20 protein-coding genes are annotated in these 20,749 nt (G+C 34.3%); 12 read left to right on the top strand and 8 right to left on the bottom strand.

Annotated features, from left to right (window positions below; translation table 11 throughout):
* Positions 1-43 precede the first annotated feature (43 nt).
* From folD to A9G08_RS04630, 3 genes are all read left to right on the top strand, one after another.
* A complete protein-coding gene (gene folD, locus A9G08_RS04640; RefSeq protein WP_065562574.1) occupies positions 44-895 on the top strand; it encodes a bifunctional methylenetetrahydrofolate dehydrogenase/methenyltetrahydrofolate cyclohydrolase FolD in 852 nt (283 codons plus the stop codon).
* A gap of 67 nt (positions 896-962) precedes the next feature.
* On the top strand, positions 963-1,454 hold the full coding sequence (gene ppiB / locus A9G08_RS04635) for a peptidylprolyl isomerase B (RefSeq protein ID WP_065562573.1): 492 nt from the start codon (positions 963-965) through the stop codon (positions 1,452-1,454).
* On the top strand, positions 1,447-2,199 hold the full coding sequence (locus A9G08_RS04630; RefSeq protein WP_065562572.1) for a UDP-2,3-diacylglucosamine diphosphatase: 753 nt from the start codon (positions 1,447-1,449) through the stop codon (positions 2,197-2,199). The genes ppiB and A9G08_RS04630 overlap by 8 nt, the downstream gene beginning before the upstream one ends.
* Here A9G08_RS04630 and modC read toward each other — a convergent pair.
* The 3 genes from modC to modA are packed head-to-tail and all read right to left on the bottom strand — an operon-like array spanning position 2,178 to position 4,306.
* Positions 2,178-2,858 carry a molybdenum ABC transporter ATP-binding protein gene (gene modC, locus A9G08_RS04625; protein ID WP_065562571.1) on the bottom strand — a complete coding sequence of 227 codons (681 nt, stop codon included), beginning with the start codon at positions 2,856-2,858 and terminating at the stop codon, positions 2,178-2,180. The two genes, A9G08_RS04630 and modC, sit on opposite strands and share 22 nt — an antisense overlap.
* 5 nt (positions 2,859-2,863) lie before the next feature.
* Entirely contained in the window at positions 2,864-3,553 is a 690-nt protein-coding gene (gene modB / locus A9G08_RS04620; RefSeq protein ID WP_065562570.1) for a molybdate ABC transporter permease subunit, read from the bottom strand.
* A 12-nt stretch (positions 3,554-3,565) separates the two neighbouring features.
* The gene (gene modA / locus A9G08_RS04615; protein ID WP_218058406.1) at positions 3,566-4,306 is read right to left on the bottom strand and encodes a molybdate ABC transporter substrate-binding protein; all 741 of its coding nucleotides are present in this window, start codon (positions 4,304-4,306) and stop codon (positions 3,566-3,568) included.
* Positions 4,307-4,514: 208 nt separating this feature from the next.
* Between modA and A9G08_RS04610 the strand changes: the two genes are divergently transcribed.
* The 9 genes from A9G08_RS04610 to amtB all read left to right on the top strand — a co-directional run bounded on the left by A9G08_RS04610 (position 4,515) and on the right by amtB (position 14,629).
* On the top strand, positions 4,515-5,291 hold the full coding sequence (locus tag A9G08_RS04610; protein WP_065562568.1) for a TOBE domain-containing protein: 777 nt from the start codon (positions 4,515-4,517) through the stop codon (positions 5,289-5,291).
* Positions 5,292-5,306: 15 nt separating this feature from the next.
* On the top strand, positions 5,307-6,767 hold the full coding sequence (modF, locus tag A9G08_RS04605) for a molybdate ABC transporter ATP-binding protein ModF (protein WP_065562567.1): 1,461 nt from the start codon (positions 5,307-5,309) through the stop codon (positions 6,765-6,767).
* A 396-nt stretch (positions 6,768-7,163) separates the two neighbouring features.
* Entirely contained in the window at positions 7,164-9,167 is a 2,004-nt protein-coding gene (uvrB, locus tag A9G08_RS04600) for an excinuclease ABC subunit UvrB (RefSeq protein WP_065562566.1), read from the top strand.
* A 24-nt stretch (positions 9,168-9,191) separates the two neighbouring features.
* Positions 9,192-9,542 carry a RidA family protein gene (locus A9G08_RS04595; RefSeq protein ID WP_065562565.1) on the top strand — a complete coding sequence of 117 codons (351 nt, stop codon included), beginning with the start codon at positions 9,192-9,194 and terminating at the stop codon, positions 9,540-9,542.
* Between the two features lie 152 nt (positions 9,543-9,694).
* Positions 9,695-10,195, top strand: a complete 501-nt coding sequence (gene purE / locus A9G08_RS04590) for a 5-(carboxyamino)imidazole ribonucleotide mutase (protein ID WP_065562564.1) — start codon at positions 9,695-9,697, stop codon at positions 10,193-10,195.
* A gap of 7 nt (positions 10,196-10,202) precedes the next feature.
* Entirely contained in the window at positions 10,203-11,261 is a 1,059-nt protein-coding gene (gene purK / locus A9G08_RS04585) for a 5-(carboxyamino)imidazole ribonucleotide synthase (RefSeq protein WP_065562583.1), read from the top strand.
* A 24-nt stretch (positions 11,262-11,285) separates the two neighbouring features.
* Positions 11,286-12,764, top strand: a complete 1,479-nt coding sequence (dgt, locus tag A9G08_RS04580; RefSeq protein WP_065562563.1) for a dGTPase — start codon at positions 11,286-11,288, stop codon at positions 12,762-12,764.
* Between the two features lie 225 nt (positions 12,765-12,989).
* Positions 12,990-13,328, top strand: a complete 339-nt coding sequence (gene glnK, locus A9G08_RS04575; RefSeq protein ID WP_065562562.1) for a P-II family nitrogen regulator — start codon at positions 12,990-12,992, stop codon at positions 13,326-13,328.
* Positions 13,329-13,348: 20 nt separating this feature from the next.
* Positions 13,349-14,629 carry an ammonium transporter AmtB gene (amtB, locus tag A9G08_RS04570; RefSeq protein ID WP_065562561.1) on the top strand — a complete coding sequence of 427 codons (1,281 nt, stop codon included), beginning with the start codon at positions 13,349-13,351 and terminating at the stop codon, positions 14,627-14,629.
* A gap of 82 nt (positions 14,630-14,711) precedes the next feature.
* Here amtB and A9G08_RS04565 read toward each other — a convergent pair whose 3' ends face one another.
* From A9G08_RS04565 to fdhD, 5 genes are all read right to left on the bottom strand, one after another.
* On the bottom strand, positions 14,712-15,182 hold the full coding sequence (locus tag A9G08_RS04565; RefSeq protein WP_065562560.1) for a hypothetical protein: 471 nt from the start codon (positions 15,180-15,182) through the stop codon (positions 14,712-14,714).
* A gap of 1,254 nt (positions 15,183-16,436) precedes the next feature.
* Positions 16,437-17,330, bottom strand: coding sequence for an EamA family transporter (locus A9G08_RS04560; protein WP_065562559.1), 894 nt, complete (start codon positions 17,328-17,330; stop codon positions 16,437-16,439).
* A 179-nt stretch (positions 17,331-17,509) separates the two neighbouring features.
* A complete protein-coding gene (locus tag A9G08_RS04555; RefSeq protein ID WP_065562558.1) occupies positions 17,510-18,736 on the bottom strand; it encodes a nucleoside permease in 1,227 nt (408 codons plus the stop codon).
* 47 nt (positions 18,737-18,783) lie between these two features.
* The gene (locus A9G08_RS04550; RefSeq protein ID WP_065562557.1) at positions 18,784-19,602 is read right to left on the bottom strand and encodes a purine-nucleoside phosphorylase; all 819 of its coding nucleotides are present in this window, start codon (positions 19,600-19,602) and stop codon (positions 18,784-18,786) included.
* A gap of 253 nt (positions 19,603-19,855) precedes the next feature.
* A complete protein-coding gene (gene fdhD, locus A9G08_RS04545; protein ID WP_065562556.1) occupies positions 19,856-20,659 on the bottom strand; it encodes a formate dehydrogenase accessory sulfurtransferase FdhD in 804 nt (267 codons plus the stop codon).
* Positions 20,660-20,749 lie beyond the last annotated feature (90 nt).

The following is a 20,749-nucleotide window of genomic DNA, read 5'->3' as shown; positions in this document are numbered from 1 at the left end:
TTGCGAGAATACCCCATTCATTGGGTAAAAGAAGTAATCGCTTATGACTGCAAAAATAATTGATGGTAAAGCGTTAGCGCAGCAAATACGTAACGAAATAGCCAAAAAGGTAAAATCACGGACGGAACAAGGTTTATCTGTTCCAGGACTAGCTGTTATACAAGTTGGTTCTGATCCCGCTTCTAAAATTTATGTTAAAAATAAGCAAAAAGCTTGTGACGATGTCGGCTTTGCTTCTTTTGCTTATGATTATCCATCTTCAACCACTGAGGCATTATTAGCGTTGATCGATGAATTAAATCAACGAGCCGATGTTCATGGCATCTTAGTTCAGCTTCCATTACCAGATAACATTGATAAGACAAAAGTGTTAGAGCGTATCGATCCTCGTAAAGATGTTGATGGTTTTCATCCTTATAATATTGGTCATTTATTACAACGCGATCCGATATTACGCCCATGCACGCCGTATGGTGTTGTTAAAATGTTAGAATCAACCGGCATTAATTTATCTGGCTTAAACGCAACAGTTGTAGGCGCATCAAGCATTGTTGGACGTCCTATGGCGTTAGAATTATTGTTATTAGGTTGTACCACAACGATTACTCATAGCAGAACTATTGATCTAGAAAAGCATGTTCGTAATGCTGATATTGTTGTTGCGGGTGTTGGAATCCCTAACTATGTTAAGGGAGAATGGATCAAACCTGGTGCTATCGTAATTGATGTTGGAATTAACCGTTTACCTGATGGCAAACTTGTTGGAGATGTAGAATTCGATATTGCTAGCCAACATGCCGGTTGGATCACACCTGTACCTGGTGGAGTAGGGCCAATGACAGTTGCAATGCTAATGAGTAATACATTAGAGGCATGTGAAAGATTTAGCGAGTAAGTCTAAGATAATAGACAGATTTGTATTATGATTTTTATGAATTAAAAAATGAAAATAAGGACATCTTATGATTATATTTCATACTTCTTTAGGTGATATTAAGATCAATACTTTTGATGATAAAGCTCCTGAAACAGTCAAAAATTTTGTTGAATATTGTAAAGAAGGTTTCTATGACAACACTATATTCCATCGAGTGATTAATAATTTTATGATTCAAGGTGGTGGATTTGAGCCAGGTATGAAACAGAAAAAAACTAAGGCTCCAATCAAAAATGAGGCTGCTAATGGTCTAAAAAATAGTCGTGGTACTTTAGCTATGGCACGTACAAGTGATCCTCATTCCGCGACGGCTCAATTCTTTATTAATGTCGTTGATAATGATTATTTAAATTATCGTTCTTCTGATATTAATGGTTTTGGTTACTGCGTATTTGCTGAAGTTGTGGATGGCATGGATGTTGTCGATAAGATCAAAGCCGTTAAAACTGGCCGTAATGGAATGCATTCTGATGTGCCAGTTGAAGATGTCGTGATTAAGAGTGTAACGGTTGAATAATCCTGTTCGCTTTTTTATCGCAGATATTCACCTCGGTGAAAACGAGCCTGCTGCACATCATTTTGATATTACAGCAGGCTTTTTGTCATTTCTTAAACAATTACCTAATGGCTGTGAACTCTATATTCTAGGGGATTTGTTTGACTATTGGGTGGGGGATGATGTTGATTCAACACTACACAAGCAGATTTCGGATGCTTTAAATGAGTTATCCTCAAAGCAAATTAAAAAGTTTTTTGTCCACGGTAATCGTGATTTTCTGATTGGTAAAGACTATGCTAAACGATGTGATATGACCTTACTAGGCGATATTAATTGTTTAGTCAATCAGGATAAAAATATTGTTTTTTTACATGGCGACCTGCTTTGTATTGATGATCATCAATACCAAAAATTCCGAAAAATCATGCATAAAAAGTGGCTACAAAAGTTATTTTTATTCTTACCATTATTTATTCGATTAAAAATTGCGACGAAATTACGAAAAGAGAGTAGTCAGCATAATCAAATAAAATCAGAAACGATCATGGATGTAAATCCACAAGCAGTGATTGATATGATGATTGAGAATAATGCCAATATAATGGTTCATGGCCATACTCATAAACCTGCAACCCATCATCTAACCATTAATGGTGAATCAGTAACCAGAATAGTATTAGGTGCTTGGCATGATGGTGTTTCATATATAAAACAAGAAGAGAATAGTACTACATTAAAGCTTTATAGCCAGTCTTTCAAATAGTTACTTTGTAATATTTGTTCTGTCATACCAAAGTCTATTAATTTCCCCTGTTCTAACACGGCTACATGCTGAGCAATACGTTTGACTTCATTAATATTATGGGTGACATAGATAATAGGTATGTTCAAGTCACTCACTAGTTTATTAATATAGCTTAATAACTCCTTTTTACGGGGCATATCTAAAGCGGATAAAGGTTCATCCATCAATAATAATTTGGGGTTGGTTAATAAAGCTCGACCAATGGCAACTCGCTGTTTTTCACCACCTGACAGCATCGCTGGATAACGATCAAGTAGTGAACCAATATTGAGCACATTGACAATATCATCAAATTTTTCTGTATTTAACGATCGTGCCCCATAAGTTAAATTTTTGATTACTTTATAATGAGGAAAAAGTAGTGCATCTTGAAAAACAGTACCAATTTGTCTTTTCTCTGGTGTGACAAAAATATGTTTTTCTGTATCGACTAAACTATCTTGTTTTAAATTGATATAACCATTATCAGGTTTGATTAAACCATTAATAAGGTTGATAAGTGTTGATTTTCCCGAACCAGAAACCCCTAAAACAGCAGTCACACCTTGGCAGTTAATTTCATGTTTAAATTCGAAAACAAACGAGGCAAGTTTTTTGCTTACATTGATATTTAACATTATTGTTATCCTGTTAATTTCTTTTTATGCCAACGATTTAGCATCTCTGAAACGAATAAGGCAACTAAAGATAAAATGATCGAAACAATACAAAGTCGTAATGCTCCTGACTCGCCATCTGGGGTTTGTAATAAGGTGTACATTGCTAATGGAAGGGTGCGTGTTTCTCCTTGAATGTTTGATACAAAGGTAATTGTCGCGCCAAATTCACCCAAGCAACGAGCAAAACCGAGCACGACTCCCATTAAAATTCCAGGGAAAGCTAATGGTAGCGTGACAGTCATAAAGACTCGAAATGGTTTAGCACCTAAGGTTCGAGCTACATTTTCTAAACGTGAATCTATCGATTCAATTGCTAATCGAATCGATCGAACCATAAGCGGGAACGCAACCACAGCAGAAGCTAAAGCTGCGCCTTGCCAATTGAAGCTAAAGCTTAAATGAAAATATTTATCTAACCATTCGCCAATAAAGCCATGGCGACCCATTGTTAAGAGTAGAAGATAGCCTAATACTACTGGAGGCAACACTAAAGGCAAATGGACAATGCTATCAAATAGTGATTTACCGATAAATTGACATCTTGCTAAAATCCAAGCTGTCAACACACCTATTGGAAGGCTAAAGACAATTGCTGCTCCTGCTATTTTCAAGCTTAACAGCAATGTTTGCCATTCATACTCAGTTAACATCATCTTGTTTAAATTCTATTCAGTGATAAAACCATATTTTTGGAAAATCTTTTTGGCAGTTTCAGAACTTAAATATTGATAAAATTCCTTTGCTTCAGGTTTAAGTAATGTGATCGGATATTCAATTGGCGTAAATGTCTCAGCGGGAAAGCTACCAATAATTTTCACTTTATCACTCACTTTCGCATCAGTACTGTAAACAATACCTAATGCAGCTTCATTACGCTCAACTAACATTAATGCATCACGAACATTACTTGCTGGCGCCATTTGAGGCAATAATTTATCAAATACGCCTAAATTGGTTAAAGATTCCTTAGCATAAAGCCCTGCAGGTACATGGTCAGGATCACCAACAGCTAACCTTTCTCCTTTTGGTAAAATGGCTTGCCAATCAGTATTTGCATTAATTTCTACCTTTTCTAATTTAGATTGTTTTGGAGCAATCAATACTAATCCATTTTTTAACAAATTCTGTTTATCTGTTGCAACTTTGTGTTCAATAAGATAATTCATCCACTTTTGGTCAGCAGACATAAATATATCAGCAGGTGCCCCTTGTTCAATTTGTTTGGCTAATACAGAAGATGAAGCAAATGAGAAAACAATTTCTGCATCTTTGTAAGAAGTTGCAATATCTTGCATTGCATTAGTAAGTGATGCTGCTGCAAATACCGTAATTTTTTGGGTGGCAGATGTTGTTAAACTGACGAGTAAAGTTACTATAAATAGTGATACACCAATGATTCTACGCATTTTATTCCTCATATTCGTTATATAATGAACTATATAGCGATGCTATCAAAATTTATTAATAAAGTACAATCAAACTTTAAGCAGTACACTATTTTTATTCTTTACGAATATGGCTAAGGACATTTTTTGAAGGAAAAGAAAAAAACGTCTACAATAGATTTACTTTTTTATTGAAAGTAGCTTGTTTATTCAATTAAGGCATAAAGTAATGCTGTCACCAGAAATATTATTAACTTTAAACATAAATCAGCAATTATTTACTGATCCCAGACGAATTGCCTTATTAAAAGCAATTGAACTAACTGGCTCACTAACCCAAGCGGCTAAGAAAGTCGGTATTAGCTATAAAACTGCTTGGGATGCGATAAACGAAATCAATCAGTTATCACCAAAACCTTTTTTGATAACAGCAACGGGTGGTAAAAATGGCGGAGGCACAAAACTTAGCGCTTATGCGATAAGGTTTATTCAGCTTTATGATCTCTTAACTCAACTCCAATATAATGCTTTTAATATTCTAAATGACGACAATATTCCTCTTGATGATATATTAAAAATAACCGCTAAATTATCATTACAGACTAGCGCCCGTAATCAAATCTATGGCAATGTTTCGAGCATTGAAACTAACAATATAGCTGGGTTTGTAAAAGTAAAATTAAGTGATAACCAAACTGAATTAAAAGCTTATATAACTCAACAAAGTATTGCGCGTTTAAAATTGAATATTGATAAAACTGTTCTTTTATTGATTAAAGCACCTTTGATTGAATTAAATGATTTAAATGAAAATCAATTAAGAGTTAAAGTTGAAAAAATAGTAAGCGATGGTCAATTATCTGAGATCTCATTTTCATTACCTTCCGGTCTGATGCTTTATGCTAATAAATCAACCAGTGAAATTAATCATCTAAAATTAACCGAAGGCCAAAAAACTACCATATCCATCCATCCCCAGAACATCATTGTTGCCACATTAGTCTAGCAGTTTGAGGTATTTATGTTACAAATTGAAAATGCAGTATATAAAATAAGTGATTTCAACGTTTTTAAAATTGAATCATTGACTATCAATAGTGGTGACATTGTCGCTTTTGTAGGTCGAAATGGCTCGGGCAAGTCGGTATTGGCTAAAGCATTAGCTGGTAATCAACCGTTATTGTCGGGTAAAGTTATCAATCAATTTAAATCAATAGCGCATATCTCATTTGAGCAACTTCAAAAAATAATAGATGATGAATGGAAACGCAATAATACCGATATGCTTAGTGACAACGAAGATGATACTGGATTAACTACAGCAGAAATTATTCAAGAAGTTAATCAAGATGCCGAACTTTGCGAACATTTAGCCCGACAATTTGGTATTGAACATCTGTTAGATCGTCGCTTTAAATATCTCTCAACCGGTGAAACACGCAAAACATTGATATGTCGCACATTAATGAGTCGACCGGAACTGCTAATTTTAGATGAACCGTTTGATGGTTTAGATGTTGCATCTCGAGCAAACTTAGCTGAAAAACTTAAACAACTCTCTGAAAAAAATATTACGATTGTAATGGTGTTGAATCGTTTTAATGAAATCCCAATATTTGTAAAAAATATTGGAATACTTGCTAACTGCCAGCTATTGAAATTTGGATCCAAAGCCACCATATTAAATGACGTAGCCATCAAGCAACTTGCGAATTTAGAACAGCTATCAAACTTTACTTTACCCGAACCGGATGAAACACCCATTCAACTACCCGATACATTAGAACGCATTATATTAAATAATGGTCATGTTCAATATGATGGAAAGGCTATTATTAATGGACTTAGTTGGTTGGTAAAAGCGAATGAAAATTGGCAGATCATTGGTCCTAATGGCGCAGGTAAATCGACATTATTAAGCCTAATAACTGGCGATCATCCTCAGGGTTATAGTAATGATTTGACGCTATTTGGGCGAAAACGAGGGTCTGGCGAAACAATATGGGATATTAAACGTCATATTGGTTATGTCAGTAGTAGTTTTCATCTTGACTATCGAGTTAGCTTGAGTGTGGAAAATGTATTGGTATCGGGGTACTTTGATTCAATTGGGGTCTACCAAGCGATTAGTGATAAACAAGCAAAGTTAGTTAAGCAATGGTTACAATTATTAGATTTGACTGATTTAGCCGATAAACCCTTTCAATCATTATCTTGGGGACAACAGCGATTAGTATTGATAGCGAGAGCTTTAGTGAAACATCCAACATTACTTATCTTAGATGAACCGCTACAAGGACTGGATCATCTAAATAGAGAACTAGTAAAAAATTGGATTGATAATTTAATCGATAAAGGTCGTACACAATTATTGTTTGTTTCACATCATGCAGAAGATGCACCAAAATGCATCACTCATCGATTAACTTTTGTGCCAAATGATACTGTTGGCTATCAATATAAAATTGAGCGTATCAAATAATGGATTAGTTATAAACTATTAAAATGAGACTTAAAAATAGAAATAATCAATAAAAAAACTTTTTTTTAGTGGCGTTTTTTTAAGCTAAAAATTCAAAAAAGTCTATATTGATTATACTTAGCAAGTTATCCCCGTTGCCTGTGGATAAGTCTGTGAATAGTTAATTGAAAAGTGTGCTAACTTCAATGTCTATCAGGTTTTTATTTAATTTGATTACAACTTAGCCATGATTTTAATAATTATTATTAATCATAATGTTACGATAAATCAAGGTATAGTTTTAATAATGTCTTAACAAACTTTTAACTTAACTGAACAAAAAATATAACATTTTTAAAGGTCAAGTGTTTTTGGGGATAATTTTTATTAATAGGTGAAATTTTAGGTTGCGATGTAATGAGAAAATTTAAATTATGTTCTGATTTTAAACCAGCAGGTGATCAGCCGGTAGCAATTGATCGTATAAATCAAAATCTTGATGATGGAATTGCGCATCAAACATTATTAGGAGTAACAGGATCTGGTAAAACTTTTACCATGGCTAATGTTATTGCAAAGCATAATCGCCCAACAATTATTTTAGCGCCTAATAAGACTTTGGCTGCTCAACTATATGGTGAAATGAAAGCGTTCTTTCCGGATAATGCGGTGGAATATTTCGTCTCTTATTATGATTATTATCAGCCAGAATCTTATGTTCCGTCTACAGACACATTTATAGAGAAAGATGCATCGATTAACGAGCACATTGAACAAATGAGACTATCGGCAACCAAATCATTATTAGAACGCCGTGATGTTGTTATCGTTGCTTCGGTATCGGCTATTTATGGTTTAGGTGCACCTGAAACTTACATGTCAATGATATTACATTTGGCAAGAGGGACGATTACTGACCAACGCGCAGTATTAACGCGCTTAGCAGAATTACAATATACACGTAATGAAATTGGCTTTAGTCGCGGTACTTTTCGTGTTCGTGGCGATGTGATTGATATATTTCCAGCTGATTCAGATGAACATGCAGTGCGTGTTGAGCTTTTTGATGATGAAGTTGAAAGAATAGTCATATTTGATCCATTAACAGGTAATGCAATTAATGAAGTACCACGTATTACTATTTATCCAAAAACACACTATGTCACACCAAGAAATATCATGGATGACGCAATTGTCGAAATTAAGCAAGAGCTTCAAGAACGCCAAAGAGTATTGTTGGATAATAATCGTCTACTAGAAGAGCAACGATTAACTCAACGCACACTATTTGATATTGAGATGATGACAGAGCTTGGTTATTGTTCTGGGATAGAAAACTATTCTCGTTATTTAGCAGGACGAAATGCAGGCGATCCGCCAGCAACATTATTTGATTATTTACCTGCTGATGGCTTATTGTTTATTGATGAATCGCATGTAGCAATCCCACAATTGGGTGCAATGTATAATGGTGATAGATCGCGAAAACTTAATCTGGTTGAATACGGTTTTCGATTACCTTCGGCTTTAGATAATAGACCATTAAAATTTACAGAATTTGAAAATATCATGCCACAAACAATTTATGTTTCGGCAACACCTGCTAAATATGAAATTGAAAAATCAGCAGGTGAAATCATCGAACAAGTGGTAAGACCTACAGGATTATTAGATCCAATCATCGAAGTTAGGCCTGTGGCTACTCAAGTTGATGATCTTTTGTCTGAAATTAAATTACGCATAAACCAAGACGAACGCGTTCTTGTGACCACATTGACTAAGCGAATGGCTGAGAATTTGACAGACTATTTATCAGAACATAATGTCAATGTTAAATATTTGCATTCTGATATCAATACTGTTGAACGAATGGAAATTATTCGCGACTTGCGTTTAGGTAAGATTGATGTATTAGTTGGTATTAACTTACTTCGAGAAGGATTAGATATCCCAGAAGTATCATTAGTCGCAATTTTAGATGCTGACCGAGAAGGATTTCTACGTTCAGAAAGCTCATTAATTCAGACCGTGGGACGCGCAGCTCGAAATGTTAATGGTAAAGCAATATTATATGCTGATAAAATTACGCCAGCAATGCAACTCACTATTGATGAAACTGCAAGGCGTCGTAAAAAACAGGAAGATTTCAATCAGGAACATGGTATTACACCAAAATCAGTGCGTAAAGAAATCAAAGATATCTTAGATGCAGGTTTAAGCACTAAAAAATCAACGGCTAAAATTCAAGCATTTGAACAAGGTGGTCAGTATAATTATGTTTCAATAAAAGAAGTTCAGGCAAGAGTTAAAGAACTTGAAGCCATGATGTACGAAGCTGCTCAGAATCTTGAATTTGAAAAAGCAGGTGTATTACGTGATGAGATTAAAAAATTGCGTTCGGATTTTATAAAGGTATCTTAATAAATAGTCTTTAAGGAAAATATAATGACAATAACACGAATAGATCCTGCGGAAAGGTGGTCAGAAGCAGTAATTCATAACAATGTAATTTACTATACTAGTGTACCAACTGATTTGAGTGATGATGCTTATATACAAACTAAAAGTGCATTAGCTGAAATAGATCACATCTTGGCTAGAGCAAATAGTGATAAAACTCGCATTCTTGATGCGACACTATTTTTAGTAAATAAAAACGATTTCTCTGCCATGAACAAAGCATGGGACGAATGGGTAGCAAAAGGAAAAGCGCCTGTTCGTTGTACCGTTCATGCAGGGTTAATGAAAAAAGAGTATTTAATTGAAATAAAAATTGTTGCGGCAGTGAGTCCGTAATATACAGATAATTATCCGTCATAATCTTGGCGGATATTCTCAATCTGATAATTTAACTTATTGATAATCAACCTTACTTCTTGCTAGCCCATTCATTTAATTTTAGTGTATACTTTGAACACTTAATATTTTATATCTTCCTATAAACGTTTATGCATACTCAACCTAAAATTGCCATTGTAATGGGCTCGAAAAGTGATTGGAGTACCATGCAACATGCTGCGGATATCTTAGATACTTTAACCATTGCTTATCATGTCGAAATTGTTTCTGCACACCGAACACCCGATAAATTGTTTGAATTTGCGCAAAATGCCAAATCACGAGGTTTTGATGTGATCATAGCTGGAGCAGGTGGGGCTGCGCATTTACCTGGTATGTTAGCGGCGAAAACACTAGTACCAGTGTTAGGTGTTCCAGTTCAAAGTGCAGCGCTCAGTGGTATTGATAGCCTTTATTCTATCGTACAAATGCCTAAAGGTATTCCTGTTGGAACATTAGCTATAGGTAAAGCTGGAGCGGCAAATGCAGCTTTATTAGCTGCACAAATTCTGGCATTGCATAACCCAGAGATCTATCTACGTTTATCAAATTGGCGATTGAGTCAAACTGATGAAGTTTTGAATAATCCTGATCCGAGAGTCGATATTTAATATGACAATGCAATCTGTTTGTGTTTTAGGAAATGGCCAGCTAGGACGAATGCTTAGACAAGCTGGTGAACCTTTAGGAATCCATGTCTATCCAGTTGGCTTGGATGTTGATCCTGCAACCATCCCTTATCAAAGTTCAGTCATTACTGCTGAAATTGAGCGTTGGCCCGAAACAACGTTTACTCAACTCTTAGCTAGCCACCCCCACTTCATTAATCGAGATGTATTTCCAATAATAGCAGATCGTTTAAGTCAAAAGCAGTTACTTGATGAGCTTAACTTACCTACGGCTAAATGGTACCCGCTTAATAATGAAAATGATTGGCCGAATTTATTTAAAAATTTGGGTGATTTATTAATCGTTAAACGTCGAACAGGTGGCTATGATGGTCGAGGCCAATGGCGCATAACTGCTCACGATTCGATTCCAGACGATGTTTATCAACATGCTATTGTTGAACAAGCCATTCCTTTTGAAGAAGAGCTATCACTAGTTGGTGCCAGAAATGCTAAAGGCGAAACTGTCTTTTATCCATTAACAAATAATTTCCATCAAGATGGCATTTTAAAAATGAGTGTTGCCATTCCTGGTAAAAATAATACATTGCAGAATAAAGCTGAACAGATGCTTTCAAGCATCATGCATAAACTCAATTATGTAGGCGTTATGGCGATGGAATGTTTTGTTATTGGGGATAACTTACTAATTAATGAATTAGCGCCAAGAGTACATAATAGTGGACATTGGACCCAAAATGGGGCATCTATTAGCCAATTCGAATTACACTTAAGGGCAATTTTAGGACTACCAATGCCTAAACCGGATGTTTTTTGCCCATCGGTCATGGTGAATTTGATTGGAACAGATTTTAATGTCAAATGGTTATCAGTTGATTTAGCGCATCTACACTGGTATGAAAAAGAAGTAAGAGCAGGGCGAAAAGTTGGACACATCAACCTAACTCATAACTATAGCCCAAAATTAGTTGAAGCATTAAACCAATTATCCTTTTTATTACCAGCGGAATATAGTCAACCAATAGCGTGGGCAAAACAAAAATTATAGCTGATTAAATCAAGGGACTGCGATATGATCGACTTTAGTAAAAAAATTAATTATCAACGATATGCAAGTAAACCGCGTGAAGCATTTGATGATTACTCGGTTTTACGCTTTTTCGAAAGTGATCGTGGTCGTATCCTTAATTCTGCTGCCATTAGGCGTTTACAACAAAAAACACAAGTATTTCCTTTAGAGCGTAATTCTGTCGTTCGAACACGCCTTACTCATTCAATGGAAGTACAACAAGTTGGTCGTTATATTGTAAAAGAGATTATTTATCGACTTAATAAATCTGGACAATTAAAAGCCTTTGGCCTTGAAAATTCAGTTATGTCAATTGAAAGCCTAGTTGAAATGGCATGTTTAATGCATGATATAGGTAATCCACCATTTGGTCACTTTGGTGAAGCGGCAATCAATCATTGGTTTGGTATGCGTTTAGGTATAGATAAAACGTCATGCTACTCAGTGCTTAATATTCAGGATACTGATGATCAATCAACTCAATCATTAAAATTGAAAATACGCCAAGATCTCTCTAATTTTGAGGGTAATGCACAAGCGATTCGATTAGTTCATACGATTTTACGACTCAATTTAACTTACTCGCAAATTGCGTCAATTCTTAAATATTCGAAACCAGCTTATTGGTCTGATCCTATACCTGATGAATTTAATTACTTAATGAAAAAACCTGGGTATTATCTATCTGAAGAGTCTTTTATTAAAACACTTTCGGAACAACTTGATATCCAACCTTTCCATCGTTATCCGCTCACTTATATTATGGAAGCAGCAGATGATATTTCTTACTGCATCGCCGATCTTGAAGATGCTGTAGAAAAGAAAATTTTAACTGTTCAGCAGCTTTATCATTATTTAAAAGAAGCATGGGGACCCGTTAAAAAAGGTGATTTATTTGATGAAGTTGTGAATCGCCCTTATGAAAATTTGAAAAAGAATGAATTTGAAGCGATAGGTATCGACCAGTTTTTTATGTATCTGCGCGTAAATACCATTGGTCAACTCGTACCTCATGCAGCTGAACGATTTATCGAAAACATCGAAGCAATTTATCATGGTTCTTTTAATCATGCTCTACTTGAAGATCATGGTGCGGAATATAAATTACTTAGTATCTTCAAAACAGTTGGCTTTGAACACATCTTTAACCATGAAACGGTTGAAAATATCGAACTGCAAGGTTACCGAATCATTACTGGATTGCTAGAGATCTACAGCCCACTTTTAGCTATGCATACTGATGATTTTATAAAATTAGTCAAAACAGGTAATCACAAAAAATATCCTATCGAAACTCGGTTGTATCACAAACTATCAGCAAAACATTGCGTAGCTTATCAACAAGCACTTGATCAGATAGACAATCAACACTTTGATTGTTGGGAATTTTACTATCGTTGTCGCTTAATTCAAGATTATATCAGCGGTATGACTGACCATTTTGCTTATGATGAATATCGAAAATTAATGGTAACATTCTAATTTGGCACATTTAAAACAGCACCAAAAATAAGCACAAGCACCATATTAGTGCGACAATGAGGCTATTTTTAGCGTCAAAAACCCCGTTCCTCAACTTTTTTTTAAATAGCAACTAATAACCTTTACTCATTTTAAGTATTTCACAATATTAATCACCCTCTTTTTAATTTTTGGCACGCCCTTTGCATTAACTTTAATAAGATTAATAGTTATAAGGAGTAATGGATGAAATTTGTCACTGTAGTTATTAAGCCTTTTAAATTAGAAGAGGTTAGGGAATCACTATCCAATATAGGTGTTACTGGTTTAACTGTTACTGAAGTTAAAGGTTTTGGCCGACAAAAAGGTCACGCCGAACTGTACCGAGGCGCTGAATACAATGTTAATTTTTTACCAAAAGTAAAAATAGAGTTAGCCATTAGCGATGAATTACTTGATGAAGTCATTAACACCATTACAAAAGCTGCGTATACCGGAAAAATAGGTGATGGCAAAATATTTGTTACGCCATTAGAACATGTAGTTCGAATTCGTACCGGCGAGACTGATGAGTCAGCACTATAACTATCAATAAGGATATCATTATGTTGAAGAAAATTATTCTCTCTTTAAGTTTAGTTTTAGCCAGTCCAGTCTTTGCCGACGAAGTGGAAATTGCGGATAAAGCCGATAATGGTTTTATGATGATTTGTACTGCATTAGTGTTATTTATGTCTGTGCCTGGTATCGCATTTTTTTATGGCGGATTATTACGATCTAAAAATGTACTATCCATGTTATCGCAAGTCTTAGTCACCTTTTCTTTAATTGCTGTATTATGGATTACTTATGGGTATTCATTAGCATTTGGTGAAGGTAACTGGTTTTTCGGCAATTTTGACCAATTCTTATTGGTTAATGTTGGTATTACTGATATTTCAGGTTCGATTTACGAACTAATTTGGATTGCATTCCAAGGTTCATTTGCTTGTATTACTTGTTGTTTGATCTTAGGTGCGTTTGCTGAAAGAGTTCGTTTTTCAGCTGTCCTTATTTTTATGGTGTTATGGTTTACTTTTTCCTATATTCCAATGGCACATATGGTATGGGGTGGGGGTATCCTTGGTGATGAAGGTGCATTGGATTTCGCTGGCGGAACCGTTGTGCACATCAATGCAGCTGTTGCCGGTCTATTAGGTGCTTATATGCTTAAAAGCCGTATTGGCTATAACCGTGAACCATTAAAACCATTCAACCTACCTTATGTTTATTTAGGGGCCGCAATATTATATATTGGGTGGTTTGGATTCAATGCAGGATCATCAACACACGCTGACGAAATCGCTGGACTAGCCTTCATCAATACCGTAGCTGCAACAGCCGCAGCCGTACTCGCCTGGACCATTGCCGAATGGATACTACGTGGCAAACCATCATGTTTAGGCGCTGCATCGGGTGTAATAGCTGGATTAGTTGGTGTAACACCTGCTGCTGGCTTTGTTGGTGTTGGTGGAGCAATGTTAATTGGGCTTGCTTGTGGTTTTGCAGGAGTATGGGGCGTATCATCTTTAAAAAGAGTCTTAAAAGTAGATGATACTTGCGACGTATTTGGCGTTCATGGCGTGTGTGGTATTGTTGGCTGTATATTAACTGGAGTATTTACCTCCGAATCACTGGGTGGTATAGGCTTTGCCGAAGGCGTTACTATGGCTAGTCAAGTTGGCATACAATTAATGAGTGTGATTACCTGTGTAATTTGGACTGCAATTATTGCCTTCATTGCTTATAAAATCGCTGATATTACAGTTGGTTTACGTGTTTCAGAAGAATATGAACGTGAAGGACTTGATATTAACAGTCACGGAGAAAGCGCATTTAATAGTTAATATATAAAACTATAAATAAAAAAAATCTACAGTATGTTACTACTGTAGATTTTTAGCTTATTAATTATTGTTAAGTTTTTTTCTAGTCATCCCAAAGCATAATTGCATTATCTTCGGTTAAGACTAAAGGTGGAGCAAAAAGGTACTCTTTAAATTTAGTTGGTAATAGTTGAACATTATTTAAATTAAGTTGTATTTCTGGGTAAAATTTGGCAAATTCTTTTAAACGATCACTAAGTAATTCCATAACTTTATTGGACTCTTTGGCAATTAACATCTCTTCTTTTAACATGCCAATCTGTTTTTTATGGTGTTCTGATTCAAATATTTCAGGGAAAATAAATGAAAAACCTGATTTCTTATTAGTGTCATTATGATGTTCCCTGTATTCAGAATGGTGTAGCTTTAACTCCTTGATACGTAAACCAATAATTTCGTCGATGTGATCGGTATAATCATTTAATGTTGAATCTAAATAAGCTAAAGTTTTGTGTTCAGGAATAGCATCATTACTGTGCACTAAGGTAAATAATGGCTTTTTATATGTCTTCATTCTGTAACTTCCTTTTTAATTCAGGGTAAAAATAGAACAATAAATTTGATAATAAACACTCATTGCCAAGGTATATCTGTATATCTGTATAACTTTATGTTTATAAATAAAAATCAATTAAGATTTTTAAAATACTGCTATTTACTACTGACTATTAAAACTTGTGGTTTTTTTACAAAAAAGACCATACGATTACTATAAGCCTATCAGACTAATTACTAGCTTATTTAAACCGGCTATTTTTTCAGTACCCTCCATAATATTTTGAAAAAACTAATTAAAAAAATACCAATTATGATCTACAAATCAAAGATTAACTAAATAAACTCTATCTGGATTAAAATAAATAAGACTTCTTACAACTAAACATTTATCACTCAGTCAAGCTATTCATCTTGATAAAATATTTGTCTTAGAATATAGATTAGGGGGCATATTGATACCTCAATCCAATCATTGGTTGATATAAGTCCATTTAAGAAGTATCAAATCTTCTTGAAAATGTTTGCAATAAAAGGGATAAACTCAACTACTAATTTATCGTATATCGGACTTAAACTCTTTCGTTATTACTCTACTAGAAAATATTTTTAGAAAATAATTAACTCTTGGTGATGCAAAATATTTTTAAGATAAAAATATATTACTTTATATTGGGACGATCAATAAATTTTTAAATACCAAAAGATAATATTACTTCATTTCTACTTTATTTAACTAAATAAACTAAATAACAAAATGTATCAACCTCGGTAAAGACTTTATTTTAAAGATGTAAAAAATACCTTAAAAAACATAAACTATTTTATCAATAACATTACTGTTTTTCAGGTTATTAAATACTAGTATTTTTTTATATTTTTGTCCAGTATTTGATAAATGATATATTGTTAATTTAATTTAGCGAGATTATTTAAACATTTCATTATTTTAATGGGCAGAATAACGGTGAAAAATATTATTGGCATTCTGATTATTTTTTTTTGCTCTTTTCACTCGAGCGATTTTGAGCTCAAAATTATTACAATATACTAATTGTTATCACGTCAAATATTCTTCAGGATAAAATAATGGGGATCAGGGCAACTTATTGTATCTCCACGATAGATAAAAACAGCCTATGCTTAACGTTATAATATTTGTGAGTAACAAAAGAATCCTGTAAAGAATATTTAGACTATTGGTTAAAAAGTTAAGTACAAAACCTGTTTGAAGATAATTAAGTGTGGATAACCACACTTAATTTGTTGAATATTATTTCTTTAAATGTTTTAGATTTGGTAAGGCGATTGCAAACAAAATAATCACTACTCCAATCCATTGATTCAAATAGACCGATTCTTTTAAATAAAAATAAGAGCAGGTTACAGCTACAGGCAGTTCTGCAGCGGATAAAATCGCACTCAACGAAATGCCGATTTTAGGCATACCGACTGAAAATAGAAAAGGGGGTAAGACTGTACCTAATAAGGCCAATAAAAATCCGAGTTGATAAATTTTATCGTCAATACTGAGTTCAAAGAAAAATAGTGGCGGAAAAATACAGAAAGTCACAATACAAGCACCGGTTATCATCAAGGCACTTTTCTCTAATTTTGGTAATTCATTGCCGATATTGCTACTAGTTGTAATAAAAAGCGAATACATAAGCGCTGCTAGAAAACCAAATAAACAACCTGTTAAATTTAATTCAATAGTTTGATTAAAAAGACCTGCAGCAAAACAACTACCAACAATTATGATAACGACTGTGACTAATTGAAGTGGTGAAGGTTTATTTTTAAAAATAACAAAATCAATAATGACACTAATCCATAAGTATTGCATAAGCAAAATAATCGCAATTGATGCTGGCACCAACTGTACACATTGATAATAGCAAATACCCACTAATCCGGGAAATATACCTACTGCACATACTTTCCATTTTGGGGTTAATGTTTTTTTATTTTTAATCTTTGATTGTTTGAGCGTTTTTACAATCAGATGTATCCCCCATAATATCAACATACCTAAAAAACATTGAACACCAGTAACTTGTCCTAAGGTATAACCTGATTGATAAGCGGTTTTTACAATAGAAGAGAGAACGCCAAAACTACACGCACCTAAAAAAACTAATAAACCACCAAAAAATTTTTCTTTCATACTAAAATCTCATTACTTTTAAAACTATATTTATCGCCAATAATTGGCGCATAAAACAATCATAGCCGACAAGCTATATCTTGCGGCTTTATGTCACTATTTTTTACGGTATGGTAATACTCAAAAAAAACAGAGGATAAATAAGGGACGATGTATCCCTTATTTATATTGATAAGATGTTACTTCGCAGATTGTTTATAATTAAAGGTAAAATAAAAAACAAAACCTAAAATTAATGCGTAAGCCGCAAAAATTAACCATATTGAGTGCCAATCTTTTAATCCATCATGAGTATTGATATCAACGACAAAACCACTGATAAAAGAACCTATAATCGCACCAATACCATTAACCATCGTCATAAATAGCCCTTGGGCACTCGCACGTATATTAGAGTTAACTTCTTTCTCAATAAAGATAGAGCCTGAAATATTAAAGAAGTCAAAAGCACAACCATATACAATCATTGATAACATCAATAATACAAAACCAAATGGCGTTGGATCACCATAGGCAAAAAAGCCAAATCTAAGTGTCCAAGCGATTAAGCTGATTATTATGACTTTTTTGATTCCAAATTTCTTGAGAAAAAATGGGATCGTCAAAATGAAGGCAACTTCAGCCATTTGTGACACTGATAATAATATTGCTGGATGTTGTACAATCACGCTATCTTGAAATTCTGGGATTCTACCAAAATCTTTCAAAAATGCTCCGCCGAAGGTGTTGGTGATTTGTAATATAGCCCCTAATAGCATCGAAAAGAGAAAAAATATCGACATTACTGGGTTTTTCAATAATACAAACGCATCTAAGCCAAGGCGTGAAATCCATGATTGTTGTTGATTAGCGATGACTTTAATATCAGGTAAAGTCGCACTGTAGATGACCAAAATCACAGACGCACCACAAGCAATATAGAGCTGAGCATTACTAATATCGAATTTTAGTAAACTGATTGTCCACATAGCAATAATAAAGCCTATTGTTCCAAAAACACGAATTTTTGGAAAAACGGTAACAGAGTCTAAATTGCTTTTATCTAAACAGTGATAACTAATTGAATTAGATAATGCAATTGTTGGCATAAAAGCCATTGCATTGATAAGCATCAACCAATAAAGTTGAATTGGTGTTGTTGCGGTTGCCGCATAAAATAGTGCAATAGCACAAACAGTATGGCAAAGCATAAATAAGTATTTTGGTGGAATAAATTTATCCGCAATTATTCCAATAATAAACGGCATAAATAATGCCGCAAAGCCTTTAGTGCTATAAACCAGACCGACTTCTGCACCAGAGAAATGCAACGTATTGATTAAATAAATACCAAAAGTTGTCAACCAGCTTCCCCAAATAAAATATTGGAAAAACATCATTACTTGTAATCTATGCTTCATGTTCATTATTTATATCCAAAATAAAGTGAACTGCTGATATGAAATTATACAAATTAAAAACGCGCAATTGTTTTAGTTATCAATTGTAAGAAAGTTGATTTAACGCGTTCAGCTGTTTCAATCACTTCTTCATGCCCTAAAGGTTGATCTAAAATGCCACAAGCCATATTAGTTAAACATGAAATACCGATAGTTTTAATGCCAGAGTGATGAGCAATAATTGCTTCAGGAACCGTAGACATACCAACCGCATCAGCACCAAGGGTACGGATCATTCTGATTTCTGCTGGGGTTTCATAAGTTGGGCCTGTCCACCAAGCATAAACACCTTGTTGTAATGTGATATTTAGTTCCTTAGCTACTTCGCTAACTGTTGCTCTTAATTGCTTATTATAAACTTCGCTTACATCCAAAAAGCGAACCCCTAATTCAGGATTATTTGGCCCCATTAATGGATTATTAGCGGTTAAGTTAATGTGATCAGTGATTATCATTAAATCCCCTGGCTTAAAGCTAGTATTGACTGCGCCACAAGCATTAGTAATGATTAGTTTTTCAACGCCTAGCATTTTCATTACACGCACAGGGAAGGTAACTTGATCTAATGAAAAACCTTCATAGTAATGAAAACGGCCTTTCATTGCGACAACAGTCTTATCACCGCATTTACCAATCACTAATTCATTTGCATGGCCAACAGCAGCAGATTTAGCAAAGTGAGGGATATTGTCATAAGGAATATGGACGGCATCTTCAAGAGTATCGGCAAAAGGACCTAAACCTGATCCAAGTATAATCCCGATTGTTGGTTTTTTGTCTGTGTGTTGTTGAATATAGTTAACTGCTTGTTGAATATCTGCTGTTTGATGCATAACACTATCCTTTCAAATTTTAGTAGCTACTTAATTGATAAAACTGTGTGATCAAAATCATAAATAGAAAAAGTTCACGTAATCTATAATAAAAACAAAGTCATTTTTATTTTTAGCGTATATTATGATGATCTTCGACCAATAAAGAAAGACGTGGAATGAGATATCTTCGTATAAAAAAGTTAATATATTGTTTTTATTGTGATAATTAATATCGATTAATTTTTAATTAATTTAAATAAAAAACTGCATATTATTTGAGAATACGTTCTTTAGTAGAATAAATAACACCTTGAGTATCTCTAAAAAATCCAACTAATGTTAACTGACACTGTTTAGCTTGTTCAATCGCCATAGAAGTTGCTGCTGAAACGGCAAAGAGGATCTCGACTCCACAACGGGCTGTTTTTTGTACCATTTCATAACTTGCCCGACTTGAAACAAGAATTACACCTTTTAAATTTTGATTTCGTAGAAATGTGGCACGATAGCCTAATAACTTATCTAAAGCGACATGCCTACCCACATCTTCAAATCCAGCAATAAAATTACCGTTCAAATCTAACCATACCGCAGCATGAGTACCACCAGTTTGACCGCCCACGGTTTGAACTTCCTTTAGATAATTAAGGGATTGTTCAAAATCAGAAAGATGAATTTTATCGTTCAAAGAAAGGGGAGGAATAAACTGGCAAACTTGTTCTAACTGCTCGGTACCACAAATGCCACAGCCACTTCTACCAGTTAAATTTCGACGTTTTTCTTTTAATTGCATAAAACGTCGTGAAGAGAGCTCAATATGGACTTCAATGCCTTGCTCACTATCGATGATATCTATTCCATAAATTTCATCAACAGACTCGATAATTTTTTCTGTTAACGAAAAGCCAATAGCGAAATAATTAAGATCTTTTGGTGTTGCCATCATTACAACGTGAGAAATACCGTTATAAATTAGTGCAACAGGCCTTTCAATTGCGACAACATCTTCTTGCAATGGTTGTAATTGACCATGTTTGAATTTATTTACACTACATTTTTCAATGCCTACCGTCATGGTTTATCTCATTATTATTAGCAATTTCATTTCAAGTATAATAACTGAGGTTGATAGTAATAAAAAGTCTGGCATGAAAGCTTATTAAAT

Origin of the sequence: Gilliamella sp. wkB195 (assembly GCF_001690445.1) — a bacterium.
GTDB lineage: Bacteria > Pseudomonadota > Gammaproteobacteria > Enterobacterales > Orbaceae > Gilliamella > Gilliamella apicola_E.
The sequence above is the reverse complement of the archived record's forward strand: the minus strand, read 5'-3'. Positions and strand labels throughout refer to the sequence as shown.

Excerpts from the sequence above, each read along its gene's own strand:
- folD (WP_065562574.1), top strand. The coding sequence starts at position 44 with ATGACTGCAAAAATAATTGATGGTAAAGCGTTAGCGCAGCAAATACGT.
- ppiB (WP_065562573.1), top strand. The coding sequence starts at position 963 with ATGATTATATTTCATACTTCTTTAGGTGATATTAAGATCAATACTTTT.
- modC (WP_065562571.1), bottom strand. The coding sequence starts at position 2,858 with ATGTTAAATATCAATGTAAGCAAAAAACTTGCCTCGTTTGTTTTCGAA.
- modB (WP_065562570.1), bottom strand. The coding sequence starts at position 3,553 with ATGATGTTAACTGAGTATGAATGGCAAACATTGCTGTTAAGCTTGAAA.
- modA (WP_218058406.1), bottom strand. The coding sequence starts at position 4,306 with ATGCGTAGAATCATTGGTGTATCACTATTTATAGTAACTTTACTCGTC.
- A9G08_RS04610 (WP_065562568.1), top strand. The coding sequence starts at position 4,515 with ATGCTGTCACCAGAAATATTATTAACTTTAAACATAAATCAGCAATTA.
- modF (WP_065562567.1), top strand. The coding sequence starts at position 5,307 with ATGTTACAAATTGAAAATGCAGTATATAAAATAAGTGATTTCAACGTT.
- uvrB (WP_065562566.1), top strand. The coding sequence starts at position 7,164 with ATGAGAAAATTTAAATTATGTTCTGATTTTAAACCAGCAGGTGATCAG.
- A9G08_RS04595 (WP_065562565.1), top strand. The coding sequence starts at position 9,192 with ATGACAATAACACGAATAGATCCTGCGGAAAGGTGGTCAGAAGCAGTA.
- purE (WP_065562564.1), top strand. The coding sequence starts at position 9,695 with ATGCATACTCAACCTAAAATTGCCATTGTAATGGGCTCGAAAAGTGAT.
- purK (WP_065562583.1), top strand. The coding sequence starts at position 10,203 with ATGCAATCTGTTTGTGTTTTAGGAAATGGCCAGCTAGGACGAATGCTT.
- dgt (WP_065562563.1), top strand. The coding sequence starts at position 11,286 with ATGATCGACTTTAGTAAAAAAATTAATTATCAACGATATGCAAGTAAA.
- glnK (WP_065562562.1), top strand. The coding sequence starts at position 12,990 with ATGAAATTTGTCACTGTAGTTATTAAGCCTTTTAAATTAGAAGAGGTT.
- amtB (WP_065562561.1), top strand. The coding sequence starts at position 13,349 with ATGTTGAAGAAAATTATTCTCTCTTTAAGTTTAGTTTTAGCCAGTCCA.
- A9G08_RS04565 (WP_065562560.1), bottom strand. The coding sequence starts at position 15,182 with ATGAAGACATATAAAAAGCCATTATTTACCTTAGTGCACAGTAATGAT.
- A9G08_RS04560 (WP_065562559.1), bottom strand. The coding sequence starts at position 17,330 with ATGAAAGAAAAATTTTTTGGTGGTTTATTAGTTTTTTTAGGTGCGTGT.
- A9G08_RS04555 (WP_065562558.1), bottom strand. The coding sequence starts at position 18,736 with ATGAACATGAAGCATAGATTACAAGTAATGATGTTTTTCCAATATTTT.
- A9G08_RS04550 (WP_065562557.1), bottom strand. The coding sequence starts at position 19,602 with ATGCATCAAACAGCAGATATTCAACAAGCAGTTAACTATATTCAACAA.
- fdhD (WP_065562556.1), bottom strand. The coding sequence starts at position 20,659 with ATGACGGTAGGCATTGAAAAATGTAGTGTAAATAAATTCAAACATGGT.